This is a genomic window from Pseudomonas sp. Q12-87, from assembly GCF_001269755.1.
Taxonomy (GTDB): domain Bacteria; phylum Pseudomonadota; class Gammaproteobacteria; order Pseudomonadales; family Pseudomonadaceae; genus Aquipseudomonas; species Aquipseudomonas fluorescens_S.
In genome coordinates this window covers 47,759-67,429 of record NZ_LHVI01000020.1, presented here as the reverse complement: position 1 = coordinate 67,429, position 19,671 = coordinate 47,759, and the positions used below count along the sequence as shown (strand labels likewise).

Genomic DNA, 19,671 nt, shown 5'->3' with positions numbered 1-19,671 from the left:
ATTCAGTAATCGATGACTCAGAGTGGTCTCCGTCGGCAGGCCGAGCAATAACGCAAACGTCACTGCTACATGAATAAAATTCAGCGCTCGTCAACATAAGCCGCAAATGCTTGAATGGGATTACCCGTTCGAGACCAAAACAATAGGCTGGACACTGATGCACCAGGACGATATCCCTTCATCCAAGCTGCCACCGCTGAGAGCAATTCAAGCCTTCGAGCAAACCGCCCGTTTCGGCAACCTGGCAAGGGCCGCCGAAGTGCTGGACCTCACGCCCTCAGCGATCAGCCACCAACTGGCCAAGCTGGAGGTCATGATTGGGCGACAGTTGTTCGTCCGGGCGGCGCGCGGCGTAACGCTGACCCCCGTGGGTGCGCAGTACTTGAAGGACATTTCCGGTCTGTTGCAGAGTCTTGAAGTCGCTACGGAGCGGGCCGCGAGTGACGTGAGCCTGGATTGCCTGCGGCTGCATTCCTCACCCAGCTTCGGCTTGCTCTGGCTGATGCCCCGGTTGGAGTCGTTTCGCTTGACCAACCCGGACATCCAAATCAACTTGTCTTGCTCGTATGAATCGCTGCATTTCAGCCACGACAAGATCGATGTCGATATTCGTCATGGCCGGCCCGAGTGGCCCAGCTATGAAGTGCGCACCGTGCGCAACGAAAGCTTCGCTGTGCTGGCCTCGCCCAAGCTGATCGCGCGCTGCACGGTGAACACCGCCGCGGATCTGCTGGCGCAAGATCTGATTCTTTCCGAAGCGACCTTGCTCCGATGGCCCGAGTGGTTCGCCCAGCATGGCCTGGCACACCCCGAAAAACCCTACGCCTTGAGTTTTGACCGATCCTACATGAGCCTGGAAGCGGCGAGCCACGGCTTGGGATTCGCCCTCGAAAGCACACTGCTGGCGCAAAAATACCTCGCCAGCGGCTCACTGATTGAAGTCGCCCCCGAAGCGCTGAGCGCTGCGGTAGCTGCCCACCATCTGGTTTTCCCGAAGGCTCATTCCAGTTATCCCAGGGTCAGGCGATTTCTGGGATGGATGGAAGGGGAGTTAGGGCATGGTTTTGTGTTTTGAGGTTATGGCTGTTCGAAGGGTGAGTACCGTTTATTTTCTAGAGGCTCTCTGGATCGCCAAAGAACATTTTGACTGGGCTCTAAAACGGTAGTTACAGCCAGAAAACATAGAATTTTGCCCCAATTTTTGCCCCAATTGCACTGGGTGTGGGAGTGATCGCGAGTGGCGATTTATGACATGGATCTGGGTGGCCGTGGTTGGTATTCAGTGCGCCTCCCGATACTGGATGAGAACCCGAATGTGGCAAATCCGTGGTCGTTCGGAAAAGGATATGGAATATGAGTGGATATCCCTAAGCGAACTTGTCGGGCCTGTTTCTCAGCCCCTATTCAGCGATAATCTCTAGTTATCCAAATATTGATGGATCACACGCGCAGACAGTGCGCGGCAGCGCTCACAAATAGTAGAAGAAACACCAGGCCCCCTAACGCAAATGAAAGACTGCTCATATGGGCAACGAAACCGATCACCGCCGGGCCTATCAAAATTCCTGCATAGCCCATGGAGATAACCGCCGGTATGGCGACTCTTTGGGGCATGCGGTCCTGTTTTCCGGTGGCGGTAAACAGCACGGGAACAATGTTCGAGCATCCTGCGCCGAGCAATGCATATCCCAGTAACGAGGCAGGCCAGCCCTCGAATCCAAGCGATACGAGCATGCCGGTGGCAGCAATCATTCCGCCATAAGCCACCACGCGCACGCCGCCGAATCTGCGTACGAGGGCATCCCCTGTCAGCCGTCCCAGGGTCATCGCCGCCGCAAAACTGGCATAACCCAAGCCGGCCAAGGTGGGCTCCATGTTCCGGCTGGATACGAGAAAGACAGCACCCCAGTCCAGTACTGCGCCTTCGGTTAAAAAAACGATGAAGCACAGCGCGCCCAGTAAAAAGACAATGCCTTTTGGGATCGCAAAGATCGGGCCGTTTTTTTCGGTTCCATAGGTCAATAAACTTGGAATCGCTTTATACAGGCACCCCATTACCACGATGACGACGCACAGCACTGAAAACACCGGTTCTAATCCTATGCTCAACAGTGCAGTCAACGCGCCGGCACCCAGAATGCCTCCGACGCTGTACAGGCCATGGAACCCCGACTGAAGTGCCTCGCCACTGTTTTTTTCCACAATGATGGACTGAATGTTCATCGCACAATCCAGCATGCCCATAGCCGCGCCAAACAGCACTACGGCCAATGCCAGGCCCGGCAGCCAACTGAGGCTGCTCAACAGTACAAGCAATACACATAAAGTCGCAGTGGAACACACAATGACTGGGCGGCAGCCGTAACGTGCGGTGAGGTGCCCGGCAAACGGCATGGCAACAATCGACCCCACGCCCAGGCCCAGCAGCAAAAGCCCCAACCCGCTTTCGTCCAACCCCGTGCGCGCCTTGGCAAGCGGCACTAAGGGCGCCCATGCCGACATGACAAGCCCTGCGATCAGGAAAGCAATACGGGTTGACGTGCGTTCGCCGTAATTGGCGTTGATCGCTAACGATGACGTAGTCATTTGAATCACCCAAACAGGCACACGAAGAAAGGCCTGGCAGCGACTGCGCTGAGGCCTGGAAGGAGGAAGGGACAAGTTGCTAAGGCGTAAGCCTTTCAATGCACGACTGTATTGAAAGGCTTACCCATCAGGCATCGTTATTATCCGACAGACTTCAAGGGGATAGGCCCCTTGATCCTTTCCATCATGGTGGCGCAATACCAATCATCGAATTGGCAGACACCGGTCTCGGCGGTCTCGGAATACGGGCCTGGCTCATAAGAGGGTGAAGTCACACCACGCTGCGTGCCTTCTACCAGAGTGCGGTCCTGATCGTTGGTCGCGATCCATACCTTTGTCAGTCGATCAATGTCGTAGTCCACGCCTTCTACGGCAGTTTTGAGCACCAACCACTTGGTGGTCACCAAGGTTTCCGTCGCGCTGATGGGGAGCACGCGGAAGCTCAGAGCGTGGTCCCCCAGGAAGTGGTTCCACGTCGACGGATAGTTGAAGTACAGCAGTGCGCCGATATCCGCTTCGCCGGTGGTATCCAGGCGGCTGGTCACTGCGGGCTTGCCATCCATGGTGTAGCTCACCGCGCCCTTGGACAATGGGATGCGGGTCATGCGGAACTGGCCTTTGATGTCCATCACCAAGCGGCTCGGCAAGCCGGCTTTTTCGCATTTGTTCCAGTAAGCGGAAAGCTCGGGGTCGTCGTCGCCGCTGGTGCCGCCCACGGAAAGGTTGTCCACGAACGATTGCAGCAGCTCGGGGTGAGATCCGTCGCAGTGGTAGCACTCACGGTTATTTTCGAAGACCAGTTTCCAATTGCCTTTCTCGACGATATTGGACTCAAAGGCCACTTTGCAGTCATCGAGGTTATGCGGGGCGACAAAGGGGGTCACGGCGGTACGGAAGTGTTCGAAATCCGGTGCTTTGCTCGCGACACACACATAAATAAAGGTGTTCACGATTTCGCAGTGAACGCTTTTGAGGTTGTATTCGGATTTGTCGAAATCCTGCCCCATGTTCCCGGCGAATAGCAGGTTGCCGTCCAGCTCGTAGGTCCACTTGTGGTAAGGGCACACCATTTTGGCGACTTTGCCATGGTCGGCTTCACAAATCTTGGCGCCACGGTGGCGGCAAGCATTGTGAAATGCTCGCACCTGGCCGTCCTTGCCGCGTACCACAGCCACCGGGTAGTCACCCACTTGCAGCGTGAAGTACTGACCGGGCTTTTCCAGTTCAAACGTGTGTCCGGCGAAGATCCAGTCTTTGTGCCAAATTTGCTCAAGGTCCTGGCGATAGACGCCTTCGCTGCTATAGAGCTTTCCCGGGAGTGAGTGCCATGGTTTACGTTGGGCAATCAGGTCAAACACGGTTTCTTTATTATCCATCTTATCCTCCCAGGATAAATAACGTGAGCGCTCACCTTTAACGGTGACTTTTGTAGTGCTCTAAAAGTTCGGCATCGGTTGGCTGCTTAGTAGCGGTGCAATAACTTCATGGCCTTTTTTAGATAGATGACAGCCTAGGGGGCTGTCGCGACGCCCGCAAACGACATTTCGTAGGGGCAATCAATAATTCCAGGTTATCGATCAGCCGCTTCCTCGGAATGCGTAACGCCTGAAAATATAGGCTCCAGCGTCGTAATGGCTGAGTGCGCCTGACCCAATGAATGAATCGCGTGCTTCACCGCAAGGCTTCGTTCAACTCCAAGATTGCTACTGAACAGGTCGAATTTTCCATCCAGCTCAGCGGCCGTCATCGCGGTGTGCGGATCACCTTTTGCCGCTGTCACAGGGCTGACGATGATCGTACCGTCTTTCAAGGTAAGGGTAAGTCTGGAAAGAATTTCATCCGGGAAACGCGCGGAAATATCCGCCGCTTCGACAATCTCGATGCGTGAACTCAGCGAGAGAATATCGGGTGCGGTGATTGAGCCCCCCGTGATTTCATCAGGCCCCAGCTTGCCTCGCACAATCAGCGCTGCCAGCGGAAACGCCAACGCGTATTGGGCTTCATCTGCGTTACGTGGGGTATGGCCCTGCAGGCACATCGATTCGAAGAACGTTTCCACGCGAATTGTTTCAAGAGTGCTCGCGCTCACTTCGGGATGCTGGCGCTGTAATTCAAGCATTGCCGTCAAGGCGGGTTGTGCCCATCGGCATACGGGCCATGGTTTGAAGTACTGGCTATCGATTTCCCAGCGGTTTCCTATATCCGCCCAGTGCGGCGCGACACTTGGGTCTTCCACGATCTCCGCGGGGGCACCGGTCATGCCTGCCTGCGCCATCAACAGTGCATTCAAGCCAACGTAAGCGCCTGCTCCATGTGCATCGCGCAACATGGTCGGTGCCAGCACCACACGCATCATTGGGCAGCGTGCGCTGAAATACTCGGCAATGCCCAATGCGTGCCGAAAGGTCGGCTCATCGAACTCAAGCAATCGTGCTCCAGCACACACCACGCCCATGGCGGAAAAACCACCAGAAGCGTGGTAGGTGGGTGAGGTTGCCATCAATGCAGTGCCAGCGCGCAGCGCGGTTTCATAGCCAATGCACAGCACCGAAAGAAGTTCGTGCCCGCTGATCTCCAGGCCGTTGTGGTGCAATGCGTCGGCCAGGGCCAGCAACGCCGGAACCACCGTTGCGCCGGCGTGCCCTTTGGATTTGAAGTGCCCTTCGTGAGCGTCCAGGCTGTCTGCGGAAAATCCGCCAGCCCAGGCGGCTCCAAGCATACTGACGCGCTGGCCATCGAACATCAGCCGACTGGTGTACACACCACCGGGGTAGTGGAGGCGTGCATAGCTGCGCATTATCTCGCTGGTGTCATTGGATGCCGCACCGGCCATCACACCGACGATATCCAACAGGCTGTTTCTGAGTATCGCTTGCGTGTGGGCGGGTGCTTGTTGGAGATCGAAATCGCGACAAAATTCGAACAGTGACATCCCGGGCATTCCTTACGAAAATCATTATGGTGTCGCTGCACGATGATCCAGCGAGGGCTCACCGTTCCAGCAACATTTTCGTAGGGCAATCGATAACAAAAATGACGACTCTGCTTCTAAGGCATGCGGCGTCAGCGGGGGAACTTGGCCAGGAGCCATTCACGAAACCGGCGCAGCTCATCTTCGTTCTCGGCGTTTTCTCGACAGCTTAAGTAGTGCGAACTGTTGCGCAGCTGAACTTGCTGCTGGATCGGCCGCACCAACACCCCACGCTCTACCAGCCGGGTAACCAGGTGGTTCCAACCCAGGGCGATACCTTGGTGGGTCAGCACCATGCTGATCAGCAAGTTGTAGTCGTTGGCATTGAAAATCTGGGGGCTGTCTTGCGGGCGATCATCAATGTCAATCGACTGAAAGGCAAACCAGACACCCCAGTCAACGTGCTCGGCTACCTGGGATCGTCCGTAGGGGCTCAGGTTCAGCAGGGCTGAGTCTCTCAGGCCTTCGATCGTCGAGATTTCCGGGTGTTGCTCCAAAAATTGCGGGCTGCACACGGGATAGATCACGTCATGGCACAACGGGTAGCTTTTATAGTCGTCCCGGACACGGGCCATTTTGGTAATGAAGACGTCCGGCTGTACCCCGGGCTCCATGGTCAGGAAGTTCTGCGTCGTGACCAGGTTCAACTCAATGCCGGGGTTTTGTCTGATGAATTCGGGCAGGTGGTCTGACAGCCATAGGGCGGAAAAGGCGGGAGAGCAGCAGACGGTCAGCATTTTTTTGGAGGACTGGCTGCTGCGGATTCGCTCGGCTGCCTGGGCGATGTTTACAAATGACAGCTGCGCGGCATCAAAGAACACTGCCCCGGCAGAAGTCAGTTCGACAGCACGCCCTACGCGGTTGAAAAGCTGCGCACCCAAGTACTCCTCCAGCTCGCGAATCTGCCGGCTGATAGCCGCCTGCGAAACACAAAGCGCCTCGGCGCCGAGAGTGAAGCTCTCGTACTTGGCAGCCGCTACAAACGCTTTCACGGCCCTCAACGACGGCATTTTCAGCAGAATGCTGTCAGGGTCGACATGCTTTGACATCCTTACGTTCTCCTCATGCAGCCGCTCCCCAGCGAAGCGACGCGAGAGTAACTGAAGCCAGGCGGTAAAAACGGTGTGCAGGTCGTTTTTGAGACATTACGGGTCGTTCCTGTGTGCCGCAGCAAGAAAACTGTCCGCTTGAGACGATCTATAACCCGACGTTATCCAATTGTCCCTGTAAATGTAGTTGGAATTGACGGTGGGTTACTACTAAATTTGAAACATCCCTCTTTCCTAGGGGCCAAAAAATAATAAAAGGAAACCCGTCGTGAAACTCTCTATTCATTCCCGCTGCCGTTTAAAACTATTTTCGATCGTTTGCGCATCGCTTAAAGCGAATAGTGCTGAACACGAAGGGGCAAGGTATGACTAATTCCGACGAAATCATTTCCGTCAAAAATGTCTATAAGGTATTCGGCACTCAACCGGACCTTGCAATGAAGTTGCTGGCTGATGGGGCCTCGAAAGAAGAGGTCTTTAAAAAAACCGGGCAAGCTATTGGCGTCTTTGATGCGAACTTTTCCGTCCGCCGCGGCGAGATCTTTGTCATCATGGGGCTGTCGGGCTCCGGTAAGTCAACCATGGTCCGCTTGTTCAACCGCTTGATTGAACCCACCAGTGGCTCGATCTTTCTGAATGGTAAGGAAATCACCGGTCTGGCGGATAAAGACCTTCTGCAAGTGCGCAGGAAAGACATGGGCATGGTCTTTCAATCCTTTGCGCTGATGCCGCACATGAGCGTCATCGACAACGTCAGCTTTGGTTTGGAGATCAGCGGCGTCGCCGAGAAAGAACGCTACTGCCGCGCCATGGGCGCGCTGGCCCAGGTTGGGCTTGCTGGTCAGGAGTTCAGCTTTCCCCATCAACTCTCCGGCGGCATGCAACAGCGCGTCGGCCTCGCCCGAGCCCTGGCCAATGACCCGGCGATCCTGTTGATGGACGAGGCGTTTTCGGCCCTCGACCCGATGATTCGTAGCGAGATGCAGGGCGAATTGATTAAGCTTCAGGCCGAGCAGAACCGCACCATCATCTTCATTTCCCACGACATTGAAGAGGCCGTACGGATCGGCCACCGCATCGCAATCATGGAAGGCGGTCGGGTGGTGCAAATTGGTACACCGCGCGAGTTACTGTGCAACCCCATCAATAAATACGTGCGCGATTTCTTTAATGGATTCGACACCAGTCGAATCCTGAAAGCGGGCGATATCGCTCAACAGGACACCAGCATCACCTATGAGCCTGGTCGTCACACCCCCCTAAAAGCAGAAGCTTCGCTCAGAGAGATTCTGCATATCGTCGCGGCCTCCGCAACGCCTATGCCGGTGGTGGATGAAGTTGGCCTGTATAAGGGCTCGATTTCTCAAGGCCATCTTCTGAGCTGCCTGAATAATAGTTAATTTGAATAATCAGAGCAGTCTCAAGTTCTGAGGGCGAGGAAGTATCATGTCGGACTTTAATTATTTGGACCCGTTCCAAAGTTTCACTGTTCCATTGGGCGCTTGGGTTGAAGCGACGCTGACTTATCTGGTACATAACTTTCGGGAAGTCTTTCGCTCGATTCGATGGCCGGTTGACCAAGTGCTTGATGGTGTTCAGTGGGGCCTGCTTTCCGTGCCCCCCACAGTATTCATTCTTATCGCCGGATTGATCAGTTGGCAGATCGGCGGTAAACGAATCGCAATTTTCAGTATCGCTACATTGACCGGACTAGGCTTGATCGGTGTATGGGCCGATGCCATGGTGACTCTCGCTTTGGTCCTGACTTCATTACTCTTCTGTGCGGTTATTGGTATTCCCCTGGGCATCTTCTGTGCCCGCAGCGACCGAATGGAAGTGATCGTGCGTCCGGTGTTGGACGCGATGCAAACATTGCCTGCTTTCGTTTACCTGGTGCCTGTGGTGATGTTGTTTGGCATCGGTAACGTTCCAGGCGTGATCGTGACGATTATTTTCTCGGTTGCGCCCTTGGTGCGCCTGACCAACTTGGGCATTCGCCAGGTACCCGCCGATAAGGTCGAAGCCGCACGTGCGTTTGGCTGCACCGCCACCCAGATGCTGTTGAAGGTCCAACTGCCCCTTGCGGCGCCGACCATGATGGCCGGATTGAACCAGACACTTATGCTTTCACTTTCGATGGTCGTCGTTGCTTCGATGATATCCGTTGGCGGGCTTGGGCTGATGGTATTGAGCGGCATCGGCCGCCTGGACATGGGGCTGGCCAGCGTCGGCGGTGCTGGCCTGGTACTCCTGGCTGTCTTCCTCGATCGTTTGACCCAAGCGATGGGTGAGCGCAGCAGTGATCTGGCAACCGGCCAGCGTTGGTACGAAACCGGGCCGGTTGGCCTAGTGATGAAACTCAAGAAGAAAAAGAACGTAGCACACCCAGTGACTAACTAAGCACACCTGCTCACCTACTATAAATTCAAGCGTGGTGAAATATGAAACTTGCAAATCTCAAGCAAACCGTCGTCGCGACGCTGATGGCGTCCATGTTGGGTGCAACTGCATGTTCGGCAGCGTACGCCGCTGATGCAAACAAACCGGGTGACGGTGTTTCCATCACGCCTATTTTCCCGACTATCGCTGAAGAGCGTTTTCGCGGTGAGGTGGCGATTGCAGGCTTGAAAGACCTTGGCTATGACGTGAAGGCCCCAAAGGAAGTTGATTACCCCGCGATGTTCCTGGCGCTCTCCTATGGCGATGCGGATTTCACCGTGCATGAGTGGGAGAACCTGCACGCTGCCTTTTATAAGAAAGGCGGCGGCGACGACACCATGGTGAAAGTTGGCCAGGTCATGAAGGGCGTGCTGCAGGGCTACATGATCGACAAGAAAACAGCCGACGCATACAACATCAAGGATCTCTCGGATTTGAAGAAGCCGGAGATCGCCAAGCTGTTCGACGCCAATGGCGATGGCAAGGCAGACATGACAGGCTGCAACCCCGGTTGGGGCTGCGAAGTGATGGTTGAATACCACATGAAAGCCTATGGCCTGAGCCCAACCGTCGTGGACAACCGGGGTTCTTACTTCGCGCTGATGGCAGATACTATCGCCAGGTTCCAGCAGGGCAAACCCGTGTTGTATTTCACCTGGGTGCCGCAATGGATCTCCAGCGTGCTGGTGGAAGGGCGCGACGTCGTATGGCTGCCGGTTCCGTTCACCTCGTTGCCTGATGGCCAAGACAGTAAAGACACCTTTTATCAGGGTAAAAATCTCGGTTTCCCGGTGGATACCGTTAACGCTGTGATGAACAAAGAGTTTGCCGAGAAGAACCCGGTGGCTCGCAAGTTTCTGTCGGAAGTCAGTATCACCACGGACGACGAAAGTGCCCAGAACCTGCGCATGCAAAAGGGTGAGAAATCACTCGCTGACATCAAGCGCCATGCGGCCGAATGGATCAAGGCTCACCAGGCGCAATACGATGGTTGGTTGAGTGACGCGCGCGCCGCAGCCAAGCAATAGAAAACAGCAAGGAAAGTGCTGCCAGCTCGATTGAGCTGGCCGTACGCGGGACCGGCTGCGTTTGTTTTACGTAATAAAGTGATCAGGTGGCGAAGATAATGGATACCTTCCAAAGCTCGTTGAAGTTCCAGAATATTGGATTTCGGCAAACTACCGACTCGGTCGGTCATGAAAAAGTTGTACGGGTGGCATTCATTTTGCTCGACCACTTTTCATTAACCGCACTCTCAACAGCGATGGACGCGCTGGCGACCGGCAATCTGATCAACAGTAATACCGTCTACAAAGTATCGACGTATTCGCTCTTGGGCGGACTGGTTGAAAGTGATATCGGCATACCGTTGTCGTCGGAACGTTTGAACGTTGAAAAAATCAATCACGATGCACTTGTGGTTATCGGTGGCCAGCGGGTAAGGCTGTCCAGCAACCCCACCATTCGCCGCGCATTGAAAAAGGCGGCAGGGGGAAGGGGCATCGTCGCTGGTGTATGGAATGCTGCGTTTTACCTGGCCGATGCGGGCTTGCTCGATGACCAGGATTGCGCCTGTCATGCCGATAGTTGTGCGTTGATAAACGAGTATTACCCCCAAGTGAAAACGGGGGAGTCCGAATACACCTTTACCCAGCGGCGCGCGACGTGCGCTGGTGCTTCATCCACGCTGGATATGATCCTGGCAATCATGCAGGACCTCAGCTCACAGCGCGATGCTGATCTGGTGGATGAAATCAAACGTGTACATCAACCCAAAAAGCCTCAATTCAATACTGTAACCCTAGGTGCTGTCAGCCTGGTTAAACCGGTACCTCGCCCTCTGAACGTTGCGGTCTCGCTGATGGAAAACCACATTGAAGAACCCATGGAAATCGATGAGATCGCCAGCCACGTGGGGGTTTCGCGTAGACAGCTTGAGCGCAGATTTGCGCGCTATTTAAACGCGGCGCCCAACCGCTACTACCTGGAACTGCGACTTACCCGCGCCCGCCAACTGATTACTCAAAGTAATCGCTCGTTGACGGACGTGGCACTCGCTACCGGTTTTGTCAGCTATCCGCACTTTTATAAGCGCTTCAAGGATTTGTTCGGCCTGCCGCCCATGACGTTCCGGGATAACTACTATTCCAGCGACTTTAGCAATTCGGAACGCTATGCCATTGCGGCAGGTTTTTGAAACGCGTTTTGCCGCTGTGTCGTCGGTTAGTTACTCAGTTTATTTCGTCCTGCGCATTGTGTTGTGTTGGACCCGGTAATGCATTCAACTTAACGGCCTACTATTATGAAAGTTACCTCGTTACCCGCCGACGATAATAGCTGTGGCTGGTTTCATTTAAGCCGCCCGCGTAAGCCTAATCCCGCCCATCAGGGGCACAGTACTGCCCGTTGGGTGATTGTTGGTGCGGGCTTTACCGGGTTGGCGGCAGCACGGCAACTGGCGTTGAGTTTTCCGAATGACGAGATCGTGCTGGTTGAGGCTCAGGAGGTCGGCCTGGGGCCATCCGGCAGGAATGCCGGGTTCGCTATCGATCTGCCCCATGATATTGGGGCAGAGGATTACATCGGCGACATCACCCTCGCCAGGACCAGCCTGAAGCTCAATCTGGCGGGGCAATCCATTCTGCGCGACTTGGTCGATCAACATGGCATCGACTGTCAGATGAAGGCCTGCGGCAAGTATCAGGCGGCCGTGGAGGACCGCGGCATCGCGGTACTCGAAGCCTATCGGCGTGGGCTGGATAAGTTGGATCAGCCTTATCAAATGATTGAGCAAGATGAGCTGCCTCATCACCTGGGTACGCACTTCTACCGCAAAGCTTTATATACGCCAGGTGCCGTTCTGCTTCAGCCATCGGCACTGGTCAAGGGGCTCGCTGACCATCTGCCAGCCAACGTGACGTTGTATGAGCGTACGCCGATTCTCGAAGTTGAGTACGGTGCGAAAACCGTACTGAAACATGCCAATGGAAGTATCACCGCCGACAAGCTGATCCTCGCGAACAACTCATTTGGCATGCGCTTTGGTTTCCTCAAGGGCCGGATGCTGCCCATCTATACCTACGGCAGTATTACGCGGCAATTGACGCCAGAAGAGCAGGCACAACTCGGTGGAAAACCGTATTGGGGCGCGATCCCAGCTGATCCATTTGGGACCACCGTCAGGCGTACACCGGATAATCGCTTACTGATCAGAAACAGTTTTAGCTTTAATCCCGACGGCCGCAGCGACAGTCGATATAACGAGCGATTCCTACGCCGACATAAAGCCTCGTTTGATAAACGCTTTCCCATGTTGCCCAACGTCAATTTTGAATACACCTGGGGCGGTGCATTGGCCATGACTCGAAACCACAACGGTTTCTTTGGTGAGTTGGCCCCCAACGTTTATGGGGCATTGGGTTGCAATGGCCTAGGCGTGACCCGCGGCACAGTGACAGGGCAACTGCTTGCAGAGTGGCTCGCGGGCCAACGTGATGAACGGATCGACTTTCTATTGAACGCACCCGGGCCGAACAGTAACCCGCCGCAGCCGTTTCTCTCGTGGGGTGTCAACGCAAATCTTAAATGGGGGCAGTACCGCGCCGGTCGAGAAAGCTGAGGTCACTTTAGCTGGCTATTGCAAGCACTGAGGATAAGGACAAGAAATGAAGAGCGCTGTTGTTTCAATTGAAGACGTCCCGCTCAATGGGTTTCACCGGCTACTTACTGTTCGTTCAGGCGGCGGTTCCTTTGTTGACGGATACGTTCTGAGGATTATCGGCGTCGCGCTGATACATATGTCAAAGTCCCTGGCGCTGGATGATTTCTGGGAGGGCATGATTGCCGCCTCCGCATTGATCGGGATTTTTTTCGGTGGCTTCCTGGGCGGTTGGTTGACCGATGTCATGGGGCGCAAACATCTCTTGTTTGCGGGGCCTACCTTATTCATCGTCGCGTCCCTGGCGCAATATTGGGCCGAGTCGGCCATCGTTATATTTTTCCTGCGGTTGTTGTTGGGTATTGCCGTTGGTATCGAATACCCAGTGGCAACATCGTTACTCGTCGAATTCCTTCCCAAGAAATTCCGTGGCCCACGATTGGCGATGCTGACCATCCTCTGGTTCGCTGGTGCCGCGACCGCCTACATCGTCGGCGAAGTCATGTTCAATGCATTGGGTTCGGATGCCTGGCGACTGGTACTGGCCAGCGCCGCAGTCATCGGCGTCCTGTTGTTTATCGTGCGTCTGGGCACGCCGGAATCACCGCGTTGGCTGATCAAGCAGGGGCGAACAGCGGAGGCCGAGGCGATTATCAAGCAGGTGTATGGCGAGCATTTCTCGCTGGCTAATCTGCCCGAGGAACCTTCCGGCGAAAAGATCACGATCTTCAATCTTGTGCATTCCGGTTACGGTAAGCGCATGTTGTTTGTGGTGGTGTTCTGGACCTGTTCTGTCGTGCCGCTGTTCGCTGTTTATGCATTCGCCCCCAAGGTGTTGGCGGCGTTGAAAATTACCGGTGATTCGGCCTCGCTGGGCTCGGTTGCGATCACATTGTTCTTCGTCATCGGCTGCATTATCTCCACCCGGATAATCAATTCGATCGGTCGGCGAAATCTGCTTATTTACAGTTTCCTGTGTTCAGGCTTGGCGTTGTTGGGTCTGGCCATCGGCCATGCGGGCCCTAGCCTTCTGGTGCTGTTCTTTTTCGTCGTTTACGCCCTGTTTATCGGCGGCGCACAAGTGCTCACACTGGTTTATCCCAATGAACTGTTTTCCACAGAAATTCGCGCTTTTGCGGTCGGCGTAGGCACGTCGCTCTCACGCATCGGGGCCGCCGCGGGCACTTACTTGGCGCCTATTTCATTGAACAAGTTAGGGGTCGCCGAGACCCTGTATGTCGCCGCCGCCATTTCGTTGGTGGGGCTCGTGTTGTCTTGGGTGCTGGCGCCTGAAACGCGGTCACTCAACCTGCAACAAGCCGCCTCGTTGAATTAGCAACCCCTGGATCAACCCTTGGAATTACTGGAGAAAACAGCATGAACTTTGACGGCATTTTTACCCCCGCGATAACTCCGCTCTCTTCGGATGGTCAAGTTGATTACTCGGTCTTTGATGAAGTGCTTGAATACCTGGTCGAGTCCAAGGTTCACGGCATCATTATCGGCGGCTCCACGGGCGAGTATTACGCTCATACGCCTGCTGAGCGTCTGGCGGTGGCTGAACGTGCGAAGAGTGTCCTGCAAGGTCGTCTGCCGCTGGTTGTCGGCACCGGCGGGATCAGAACCGAGGATTCGGTGTATTTCGCTGAGCAAGCGAAAGCGATCAAGGCAGATGCGATCCTGGTGGGTTCGCCGCCTTATGCCTTGCCCACCCAAAAAGAAATCGCCGCCCATGTGCTGGCGGTAGACAAGGCAGCAGGCCTCCCCATCATGCTCTACAACTACCCGGCGCGTATGGGGGTGGCGATGGGGGATGAGTTCTTCGAAGCGATTGCGCAGTGCAAAAACATTGAAGCAATCAAAGAAAGCTCCGGGGAAATGAATCGCCTGCATCGCCTGGCCTGCGCCCATCCTTCGATCCAGATCTCGTGCGGTTGGGATGATCAAGCCCTGGAGTTCTTCGCCTGGGGCGCTCGCAGCTGGGTATGCGCCGGCTCCAATTTCATTCCTCGCGAACACGTTGCGCTGTATGAAGCCTGCGTGATTGAAAAGGACTTCGACAAAGGCCGCCGCATCATGTCGGCCCTGCTGCCGTTGATGGACTTTCTTGAAGGCGGCAAGTTTGTGCAATCGATCAAGCATGGCAGTGAGCTGATTGGCTTGCGTGCCGGTGGTGTCCGCGCGCCATTGCAAGCGTTGGAAGAATCCGAGAAGCAGGCGCTGAAGGCGGTGATCCAAACGCTTAAACAAAACGTTGCGCACATTGTGGGAGGTGCTTGAAATGGCCGATTTGCTGAGTAAAGAAGCCTACCGCGAACTGGCCGGCAAGCTTGAGTTTCGCACTCAGGCGTTCATTGACGGCCAGTTTCGCAGCGCGAAATCAGGCCGTACGTTCACCACCACCAACCCGGCCACCGGTGACGTACTGGCCGAGATTTCGGCCTGTGATGCCGAGGACGTAGACGTGGCGGTGGCGGCTGCCAAGGCAGCGTTTGAGGATGCACGCTGGCAGGGTCTTTCACCTGCTGTACGTAAAAGCGTGCTGCTGCGTTTTGCCCAGTTGTTGGAAGACAACTCGCACGAACTGGCGGTACTTGAAAGCCTGGACAGCGGCAAACCCATCCGCGAGTGCCAGAACGTTGATGTACCAGAGACAATCCACACGCTGCGTTGGCACGCCGAACTGATCGACAAGATCTACGACGCTACCGCGCCGGTGGGTTCGGGCGCTGTGACTATGGTGGTACGCGAGCCCATCGGCGTAGTGGGCCTGGTGCTGCCGTGGAATTTTCCGCTGCTGATGCTCGCCTGGAAAATCGGTCCGTCGTTGGCCGCAGGTTGCTCGATCGTGGTCAAGCCAGCAAAGGAAACCTCGCTGAGCGCGCTGCGTGTCGCTGAGCTGGCGTATCAGGCCGGTGTTCCCGCCGGCGTGTTCAATGTGGTGCCTGGTGGCGGCAAGGAGGCAGGTGAACCGTTGGGCCGGCATGGTGACGTGGCCATGGTCAGCTTTACCGGCTCGACCGATACGGGCCGGATTTTCCTCAAGTACTCCAGTGAATCCAACCTCAAGCGCATCGTGCTGGAATGTGGCGGCAAAAACCCAGCGGTGGTGATGAATGATGCCGAGGATATTGACCAAGTCGCGCAGCATGTGGTGAACGGTGCCTTTTGGAACATGGGCGAAAACTGTTCGGCGTCTTCGCGCCTGCTCGTTCATACCGATATCAAGGAAGCGTTGCTTGAGCGTATTCAGGTGCACCTCAAAGACTGGAAAATGGGCGACCCACTTGACCCGGACAACCGCTTGGGTTCAATGGTCAGCAAAGCGCATTTTGAGAAAGTGCGGTCCTACATCGAGCATGCCAAGGACGAAAAGCTGACTGTTCTGGCGGGCGGCAATACTGTTGACAATATCTTCGTAGAGCCGACCATCCTGGACGGAGTAGGGCGTAGCAGTCGCCTGTTCCAAGAGGAAATTTTCGGCCCTGTGCTAAGTGTCACCACCTTCAATACCCTTGATGAAGCCATCAAACTGGCCAACGATACGGCCTATGGTTTGGCAGCGTCGGCGTATACCGGCAACCTGCGTAATGCGCTGAAGCTCTCACGCGGCATCCGCGCCGGCATTGTGACCGTCAACTGTTTTGGAGAGGGGGATGCGTCTACACCCTTCGGTGGTTACAAGGAGTCGGGGTTCGGTGGGCGGGACAAATCCATCTGGGCGCACGACCAATACACCGAGATAAAAACCATCTGGATCGACGCCTCCTGAGTGCTGCAGAGGGCGTGACGGCCTTATCGCCCCAGTCGCGGGGACTGGGGCAATTTCGAGGCTGTAAAGGGGTGGGGCGAGCAGGCAAGCAACCGACGGAGTTGTCGTGAATAGCGAGCAAGGTCTCTACGAACGGCTGAAGCAACAGATCCTGACATTGCAACTGTCGCCCAATCAGTTGCTCGCTGAAGTGCCACTCAGCGCTCAGCATGGCGTTTCTCTTACGTCTATCAGGGATATCCATCGCCGCCGGTCAGTTGAAAGATAGGTGGTTATCCAATCTCATCATGGCGCCAGAGTCAGCTCAATGGGGCAGGCAATACGCCGCGACATTCTGAATGGGCATTAGGCTGGGGGCATCCTTTTCAAACCATTCAAAGCATGCTCTCAGATGCGCCCCCAATGTAGCAATCCACTGGAAGTGGATGGATCTCCATGGCTATGAAAAGCCAGAAATGATCAGATAAACAGCCTGCCCAACGACACCTAAAGACTCTCAGGATCGCCAAAAAACATCTGAATCCGCGAACGCAACCAGCGCTCGCCCGGGTCGTTGTCCTGGGATCCGCGCCAGGCCATGTGCAGTTCGAAGCTGCGCACCGGTATGGGCGGGTCTTCAGCGCGCACGCCGCCGGCGGCGGTCAGGGCGTCGGCGGTGTAGTCGGGCACCGTTGCGATGATGTCGGTGCCTGACAGCAGCGTGCTCAAGCCATTGAATTGCGGCACGGCCAGCACCACGTGGCGCTTGCGGTCGAGTTTTTCCAGCTCTTCGTCGATGAAGCCGCTCAAGTCACCGGCGAAGGACACCAGTGCGTGGGGGCGGGCGCAGAACTCATCCAGGCTAAGGCGTCCCGGTGCGGTGTCGGCTCGCAGCACCTTGGGCATGCTGCGCCGCAGGACCTTGCGCTTGGCGTTGGCCGGCAAATCGTCGGTATAGCTGACCCCAATGGATATTTCACCGGAGGCCAGCAAGCCGGGCATCAGGATGTAATTGACTCGGCGAACCACCAGCACAATGCCTGGGGCTTCGGCGCGCAGGCGCTTGAGCAGCATCGGCAGCAGGGCGAACTCGGCATCGTCCGACAGGCCGATGCGAAACACCGAGGTGCTGGTGGCCGGGTCGAATTCCGCCGCGCGGCTGACCGCCGTGGAAATCGAATCCAGCGCCGGAGAGAGCAGGGCGAAGATCTCGACCGCCCGGGCCGTGGGCTCCATGCTTCTGCCCGTGCGTACGAACAGTGGGTCATCGAACAGGCTGCGCAGGCGTGACAGCGCGGCGCTGATGGCCGGTTGGCCAAGGAACAATTTCTCGGCCGCCCGGGTCACACTGCGTTCATGCATCAATGTTTCGAACACGATCAACAGGTTCAGGTCGACACGCCGCAGGTCATTACGATTCATCTGGGGTCCTGGCAGATTCGGGAAACTTGACGTGAGCGGCCATATGGCAACAATGGCCGGCATGAATCTTACGGGGAAAGGCTGGTACTCTGCACCGGCTAATTCAGCTTTTTTGAGGTTGAGTCCTACAGGACTGATTCGTTTTTCCTACTGCGGAATCAATGACAGGCATGTCGACTATTAATAGCCACTGATGGTCTTGGGTACAAAGCCCGGATAGAGTTCATGGCATTAGAGGTTACTTTGACGAGGTTTGCGATGTCCCGCACGATCCGTTTTCACAAGTTTGGTGGTGCCGAGGTGCTCAAATGCGAAGAGCATGCGGCGGCTCTTCCTGCGCCAGGAGAAGTGCAGGTCCGTGTCGAAGCGATCGGCATCAGTTGGTACGACACCTTGTGGCGCCAGAACCTGGCGTCGTCCCAGGCACGCCTGCCTTCGGGCCTGGGCCATGAAATGGCCGGCGTGGTCACGGCCGTCGGCGACGGCGTCGACGACCTGGCCGTGGGCGACAAGGTCGCCAGCTTTCCGGCCGAAAGCCCGAACGATTATCCGGTTTACGGCGAGGTTATCGTACTGCCACGCACCGCCCTGACCCGGTATCCCGATGTGCTCAGCCCGATCGAAGCCGCGGTGCATTACACACCGCTGTTGATTGCCTACTTCGCCTACATGGACCTGGCGCGGGTCAAACCCGGGCAGTTCGCCTTGGTCACCGATGCCAGTCATTGCGCCGGGCCTTCCTTTGTCCAGTTGGGCAAGGCCTTGGGTGTACGGGTGATCGCAGCCACCAAGACGGCTGACGAGCGTGAATATCTGTTGTCGCTAGGTGCCGAAAAAGTCATCGTCACCGAAGAGCAGGACTTGCTGATGCAAATCAACAAGCTCACCGACAACCGTGGCGTCGATGTGGTCTTCGATGGCCTTGGCGGGCCGCAGATGTCTTTGCTCGGTGATGTCCTGGCCCCCCGTGGCAGCCTGGTGCTGTATGGCTTGCAAGGCGGCAACCAGACACCTTTTCCGGCCTGCGCGGCGTTCCAGAAGAACATTCAGTTCTTTGTGCACTGCATCGGCAACTTCACCGGCAAGCCGGAATTGGGGATCATCCAGGACCAGGTGGCGCTGCAACGCGCATTGCGCGATATCAACCAATTGACCGCTGATCGCGTGCTGTTGCCACTCAAGACTCGGGTCTTCCCGTTCGCCGAGTTTGTCGAAGCGCACCGCTACATGGGCGAATGCCCTTGCCGGGAGCGTGTCGCCCTGCAGGTTGTCGAAACCGCCTGATACCTGTCCCTGCGCAAGAGTCATTGTTCCTGGGCTCTTGCGCCGCCTTCGGCCTGATCGGCCATCCTTTGCCCGCTCCTGATCTTCCGCCTGGCGGCGGTGCGCCCGCGTCCTGCTGCGCCCCTGCGACTGGCCTGTCTCTTCGTCGAGACTCCTTCCGTTTGCCCTCGAACATCTGAACTGGTTTTTGTCCTTAATCTGTATCTTCTAATCATTGTTTAAGTCCTGATAATTGAAGGCTGATTTCCATCTCAAGGAAGAAGTCGTGGCGCGGTATAACTTTTTTGAACAGCTTGATCCTTCAGGACACATTGAAGGCGCATCGAGCGTTACTTGGTACAAGGCGGTCTATCGACCATGGGGAAGACCGGGCGGGGCAGAGCACCAATCGATGTTCGGCAGGTTCTTTATTTCTTGTACTCATTGTCTGTGGGACGTTGTCGGAATTCTCCTAGGACGCGTAAAACAGGTGGGTAACGCCAGCAATATCAGTGGCTTAAGTGATGTAGAT

The 19,671-nt window shown here is 55.8% G+C and carries 16 protein-coding genes; 11 read left to right on the top strand and 5 right to left on the bottom strand.

The genetic code is table 11. The features are described from left to right. The first annotated feature begins 157 nt into the window (after positions 1-157). Positions 158-1,075, top strand: a complete 918-nt coding sequence (locus tag AD663_RS13910; protein WP_033046508.1) for a LysR substrate-binding domain-containing protein — start codon at positions 158-160, stop codon at positions 1,073-1,075. 365 nt (positions 1,076-1,440) lie between these two features. Here the strand turns inward: AD663_RS13910 and AD663_RS13905 are convergent, their stop codons facing one another. From AD663_RS13905 to AD663_RS13890, 4 genes are all read right to left on the bottom strand, one after another. After that, positions 1,441-2,586, bottom strand: a complete 1,146-nt coding sequence (locus tag AD663_RS13905) for an MFS transporter (RefSeq protein WP_003181863.1) — start codon at positions 2,584-2,586, stop codon at positions 1,441-1,443. 140 nt (positions 2,587-2,726) lie between these two features. Continuing rightward, the gene (locus tag AD663_RS13900) at positions 2,727-3,962 is read right to left on the bottom strand and encodes an aromatic ring-hydroxylating dioxygenase subunit alpha (protein ID WP_003181861.1); all 1,236 of its coding nucleotides are present in this window, start codon (positions 3,960-3,962) and stop codon (positions 2,727-2,729) included. Between the two features lie 194 nt (positions 3,963-4,156). Next, a complete protein-coding gene (locus tag AD663_RS13895) occupies positions 4,157-5,518 on the bottom strand; it encodes an MmgE/PrpD family protein (protein ID WP_003181859.1) in 1,362 nt (453 codons plus the stop codon). Positions 5,519-5,649: 131 nt separating this feature from the next. Beyond that, complete coding sequence (locus tag AD663_RS13890) at positions 5,650-6,606, bottom strand: LysR substrate-binding domain-containing protein (RefSeq protein WP_003181858.1); 957 nt, start codon at positions 6,604-6,606, stop codon at positions 5,650-5,652. Between the two features lie 365 nt (positions 6,607-6,971). Between AD663_RS13890 and AD663_RS13885 the strand changes: the two genes are divergently transcribed. From AD663_RS13885 to AD663_RS29610, 9 genes are all read left to right on the top strand, one after another. Beyond that, positions 6,972-8,006 (top strand): glycine betaine/L-proline ABC transporter ATP-binding protein, encoded by a 1,035-nt coding sequence (locus tag AD663_RS13885; RefSeq protein WP_003181855.1) that lies wholly within the window; start codon positions 6,972-6,974, stop codon positions 8,004-8,006. Positions 8,007-8,052: 46 nt separating this feature from the next. Then, the gene (gene proW / locus AD663_RS13880; protein WP_003181853.1) at positions 8,053-9,006 is read left to right on the top strand and encodes a glycine betaine/L-proline ABC transporter permease ProW; all 954 of its coding nucleotides are present in this window, start codon (positions 8,053-8,055) and stop codon (positions 9,004-9,006) included. 41 nt (positions 9,007-9,047) lie between these two features. Continuing rightward, positions 9,048-10,073, top strand: coding sequence for a glycine betaine/L-proline ABC transporter substrate-binding protein ProX (gene proX / locus AD663_RS13875; protein ID WP_003181851.1), 1,026 nt, complete (start codon positions 9,048-9,050; stop codon positions 10,071-10,073). A gap of 98 nt (positions 10,074-10,171) precedes the next feature. Further along, positions 10,172-11,242, top strand: coding sequence for a GlxA family transcriptional regulator (locus AD663_RS13870; RefSeq protein WP_003181849.1), 1,071 nt, complete (start codon positions 10,172-10,174; stop codon positions 11,240-11,242). 102 nt (positions 11,243-11,344) lie between these two features. Continuing rightward, positions 11,345-12,664, top strand: coding sequence for an FAD-binding oxidoreductase (locus AD663_RS13865; protein ID WP_033046026.1), 1,320 nt, complete (start codon positions 11,345-11,347; stop codon positions 12,662-12,664). A gap of 46 nt (positions 12,665-12,710) precedes the next feature. Continuing rightward, positions 12,711-14,039 (top strand): MFS transporter, encoded by a 1,329-nt coding sequence (locus AD663_RS13860; protein WP_053213953.1) that lies wholly within the window; start codon positions 12,711-12,713, stop codon positions 14,037-14,039. A 41-nt stretch (positions 14,040-14,080) separates the two neighbouring features. Further along, entirely contained in the window at positions 14,081-14,983 is a 903-nt protein-coding gene (locus AD663_RS13855) for a dihydrodipicolinate synthase family protein (RefSeq protein WP_053213952.1), read from the top strand. A 1-nt stretch (position 14,984) separates the two neighbouring features. Further along, positions 14,985-16,475 carry an aldehyde dehydrogenase gene (locus AD663_RS13850; RefSeq protein WP_003181840.1) on the top strand — a complete coding sequence of 497 codons (1,491 nt, stop codon included), beginning with the start codon at positions 14,985-14,987 and terminating at the stop codon, positions 16,473-16,475. A gap of 106 nt (positions 16,476-16,581) precedes the next feature. Then, on the top strand, positions 16,582-16,743 hold the full coding sequence (locus tag AD663_RS29610) for a GntR family transcriptional regulator (RefSeq protein ID WP_083455151.1): 162 nt from the start codon (positions 16,582-16,584) through the stop codon (positions 16,741-16,743). A 218-nt stretch (positions 16,744-16,961) separates the two neighbouring features. On the opposite strand, the gene AD663_RS13845 is transcribed toward AD663_RS29610, so the two are convergent. Continuing rightward, positions 16,962-17,876, bottom strand: a complete 915-nt coding sequence (locus AD663_RS13845) for a LysR family transcriptional regulator (protein ID WP_003181839.1) — start codon at positions 17,874-17,876, stop codon at positions 16,962-16,964. A 258-nt stretch (positions 17,877-18,134) separates the two neighbouring features. On the opposite strand from AD663_RS13845, the gene AD663_RS13840 reads away from it, so the two are divergent. Further along, positions 18,135-19,160, top strand: a complete 1,026-nt coding sequence (locus AD663_RS13840) for a zinc-dependent alcohol dehydrogenase family protein (RefSeq protein WP_003181837.1) — start codon at positions 18,135-18,137, stop codon at positions 19,158-19,160. The last annotated feature ends 511 nt before the right edge of the window (positions 19,161-19,671 follow it).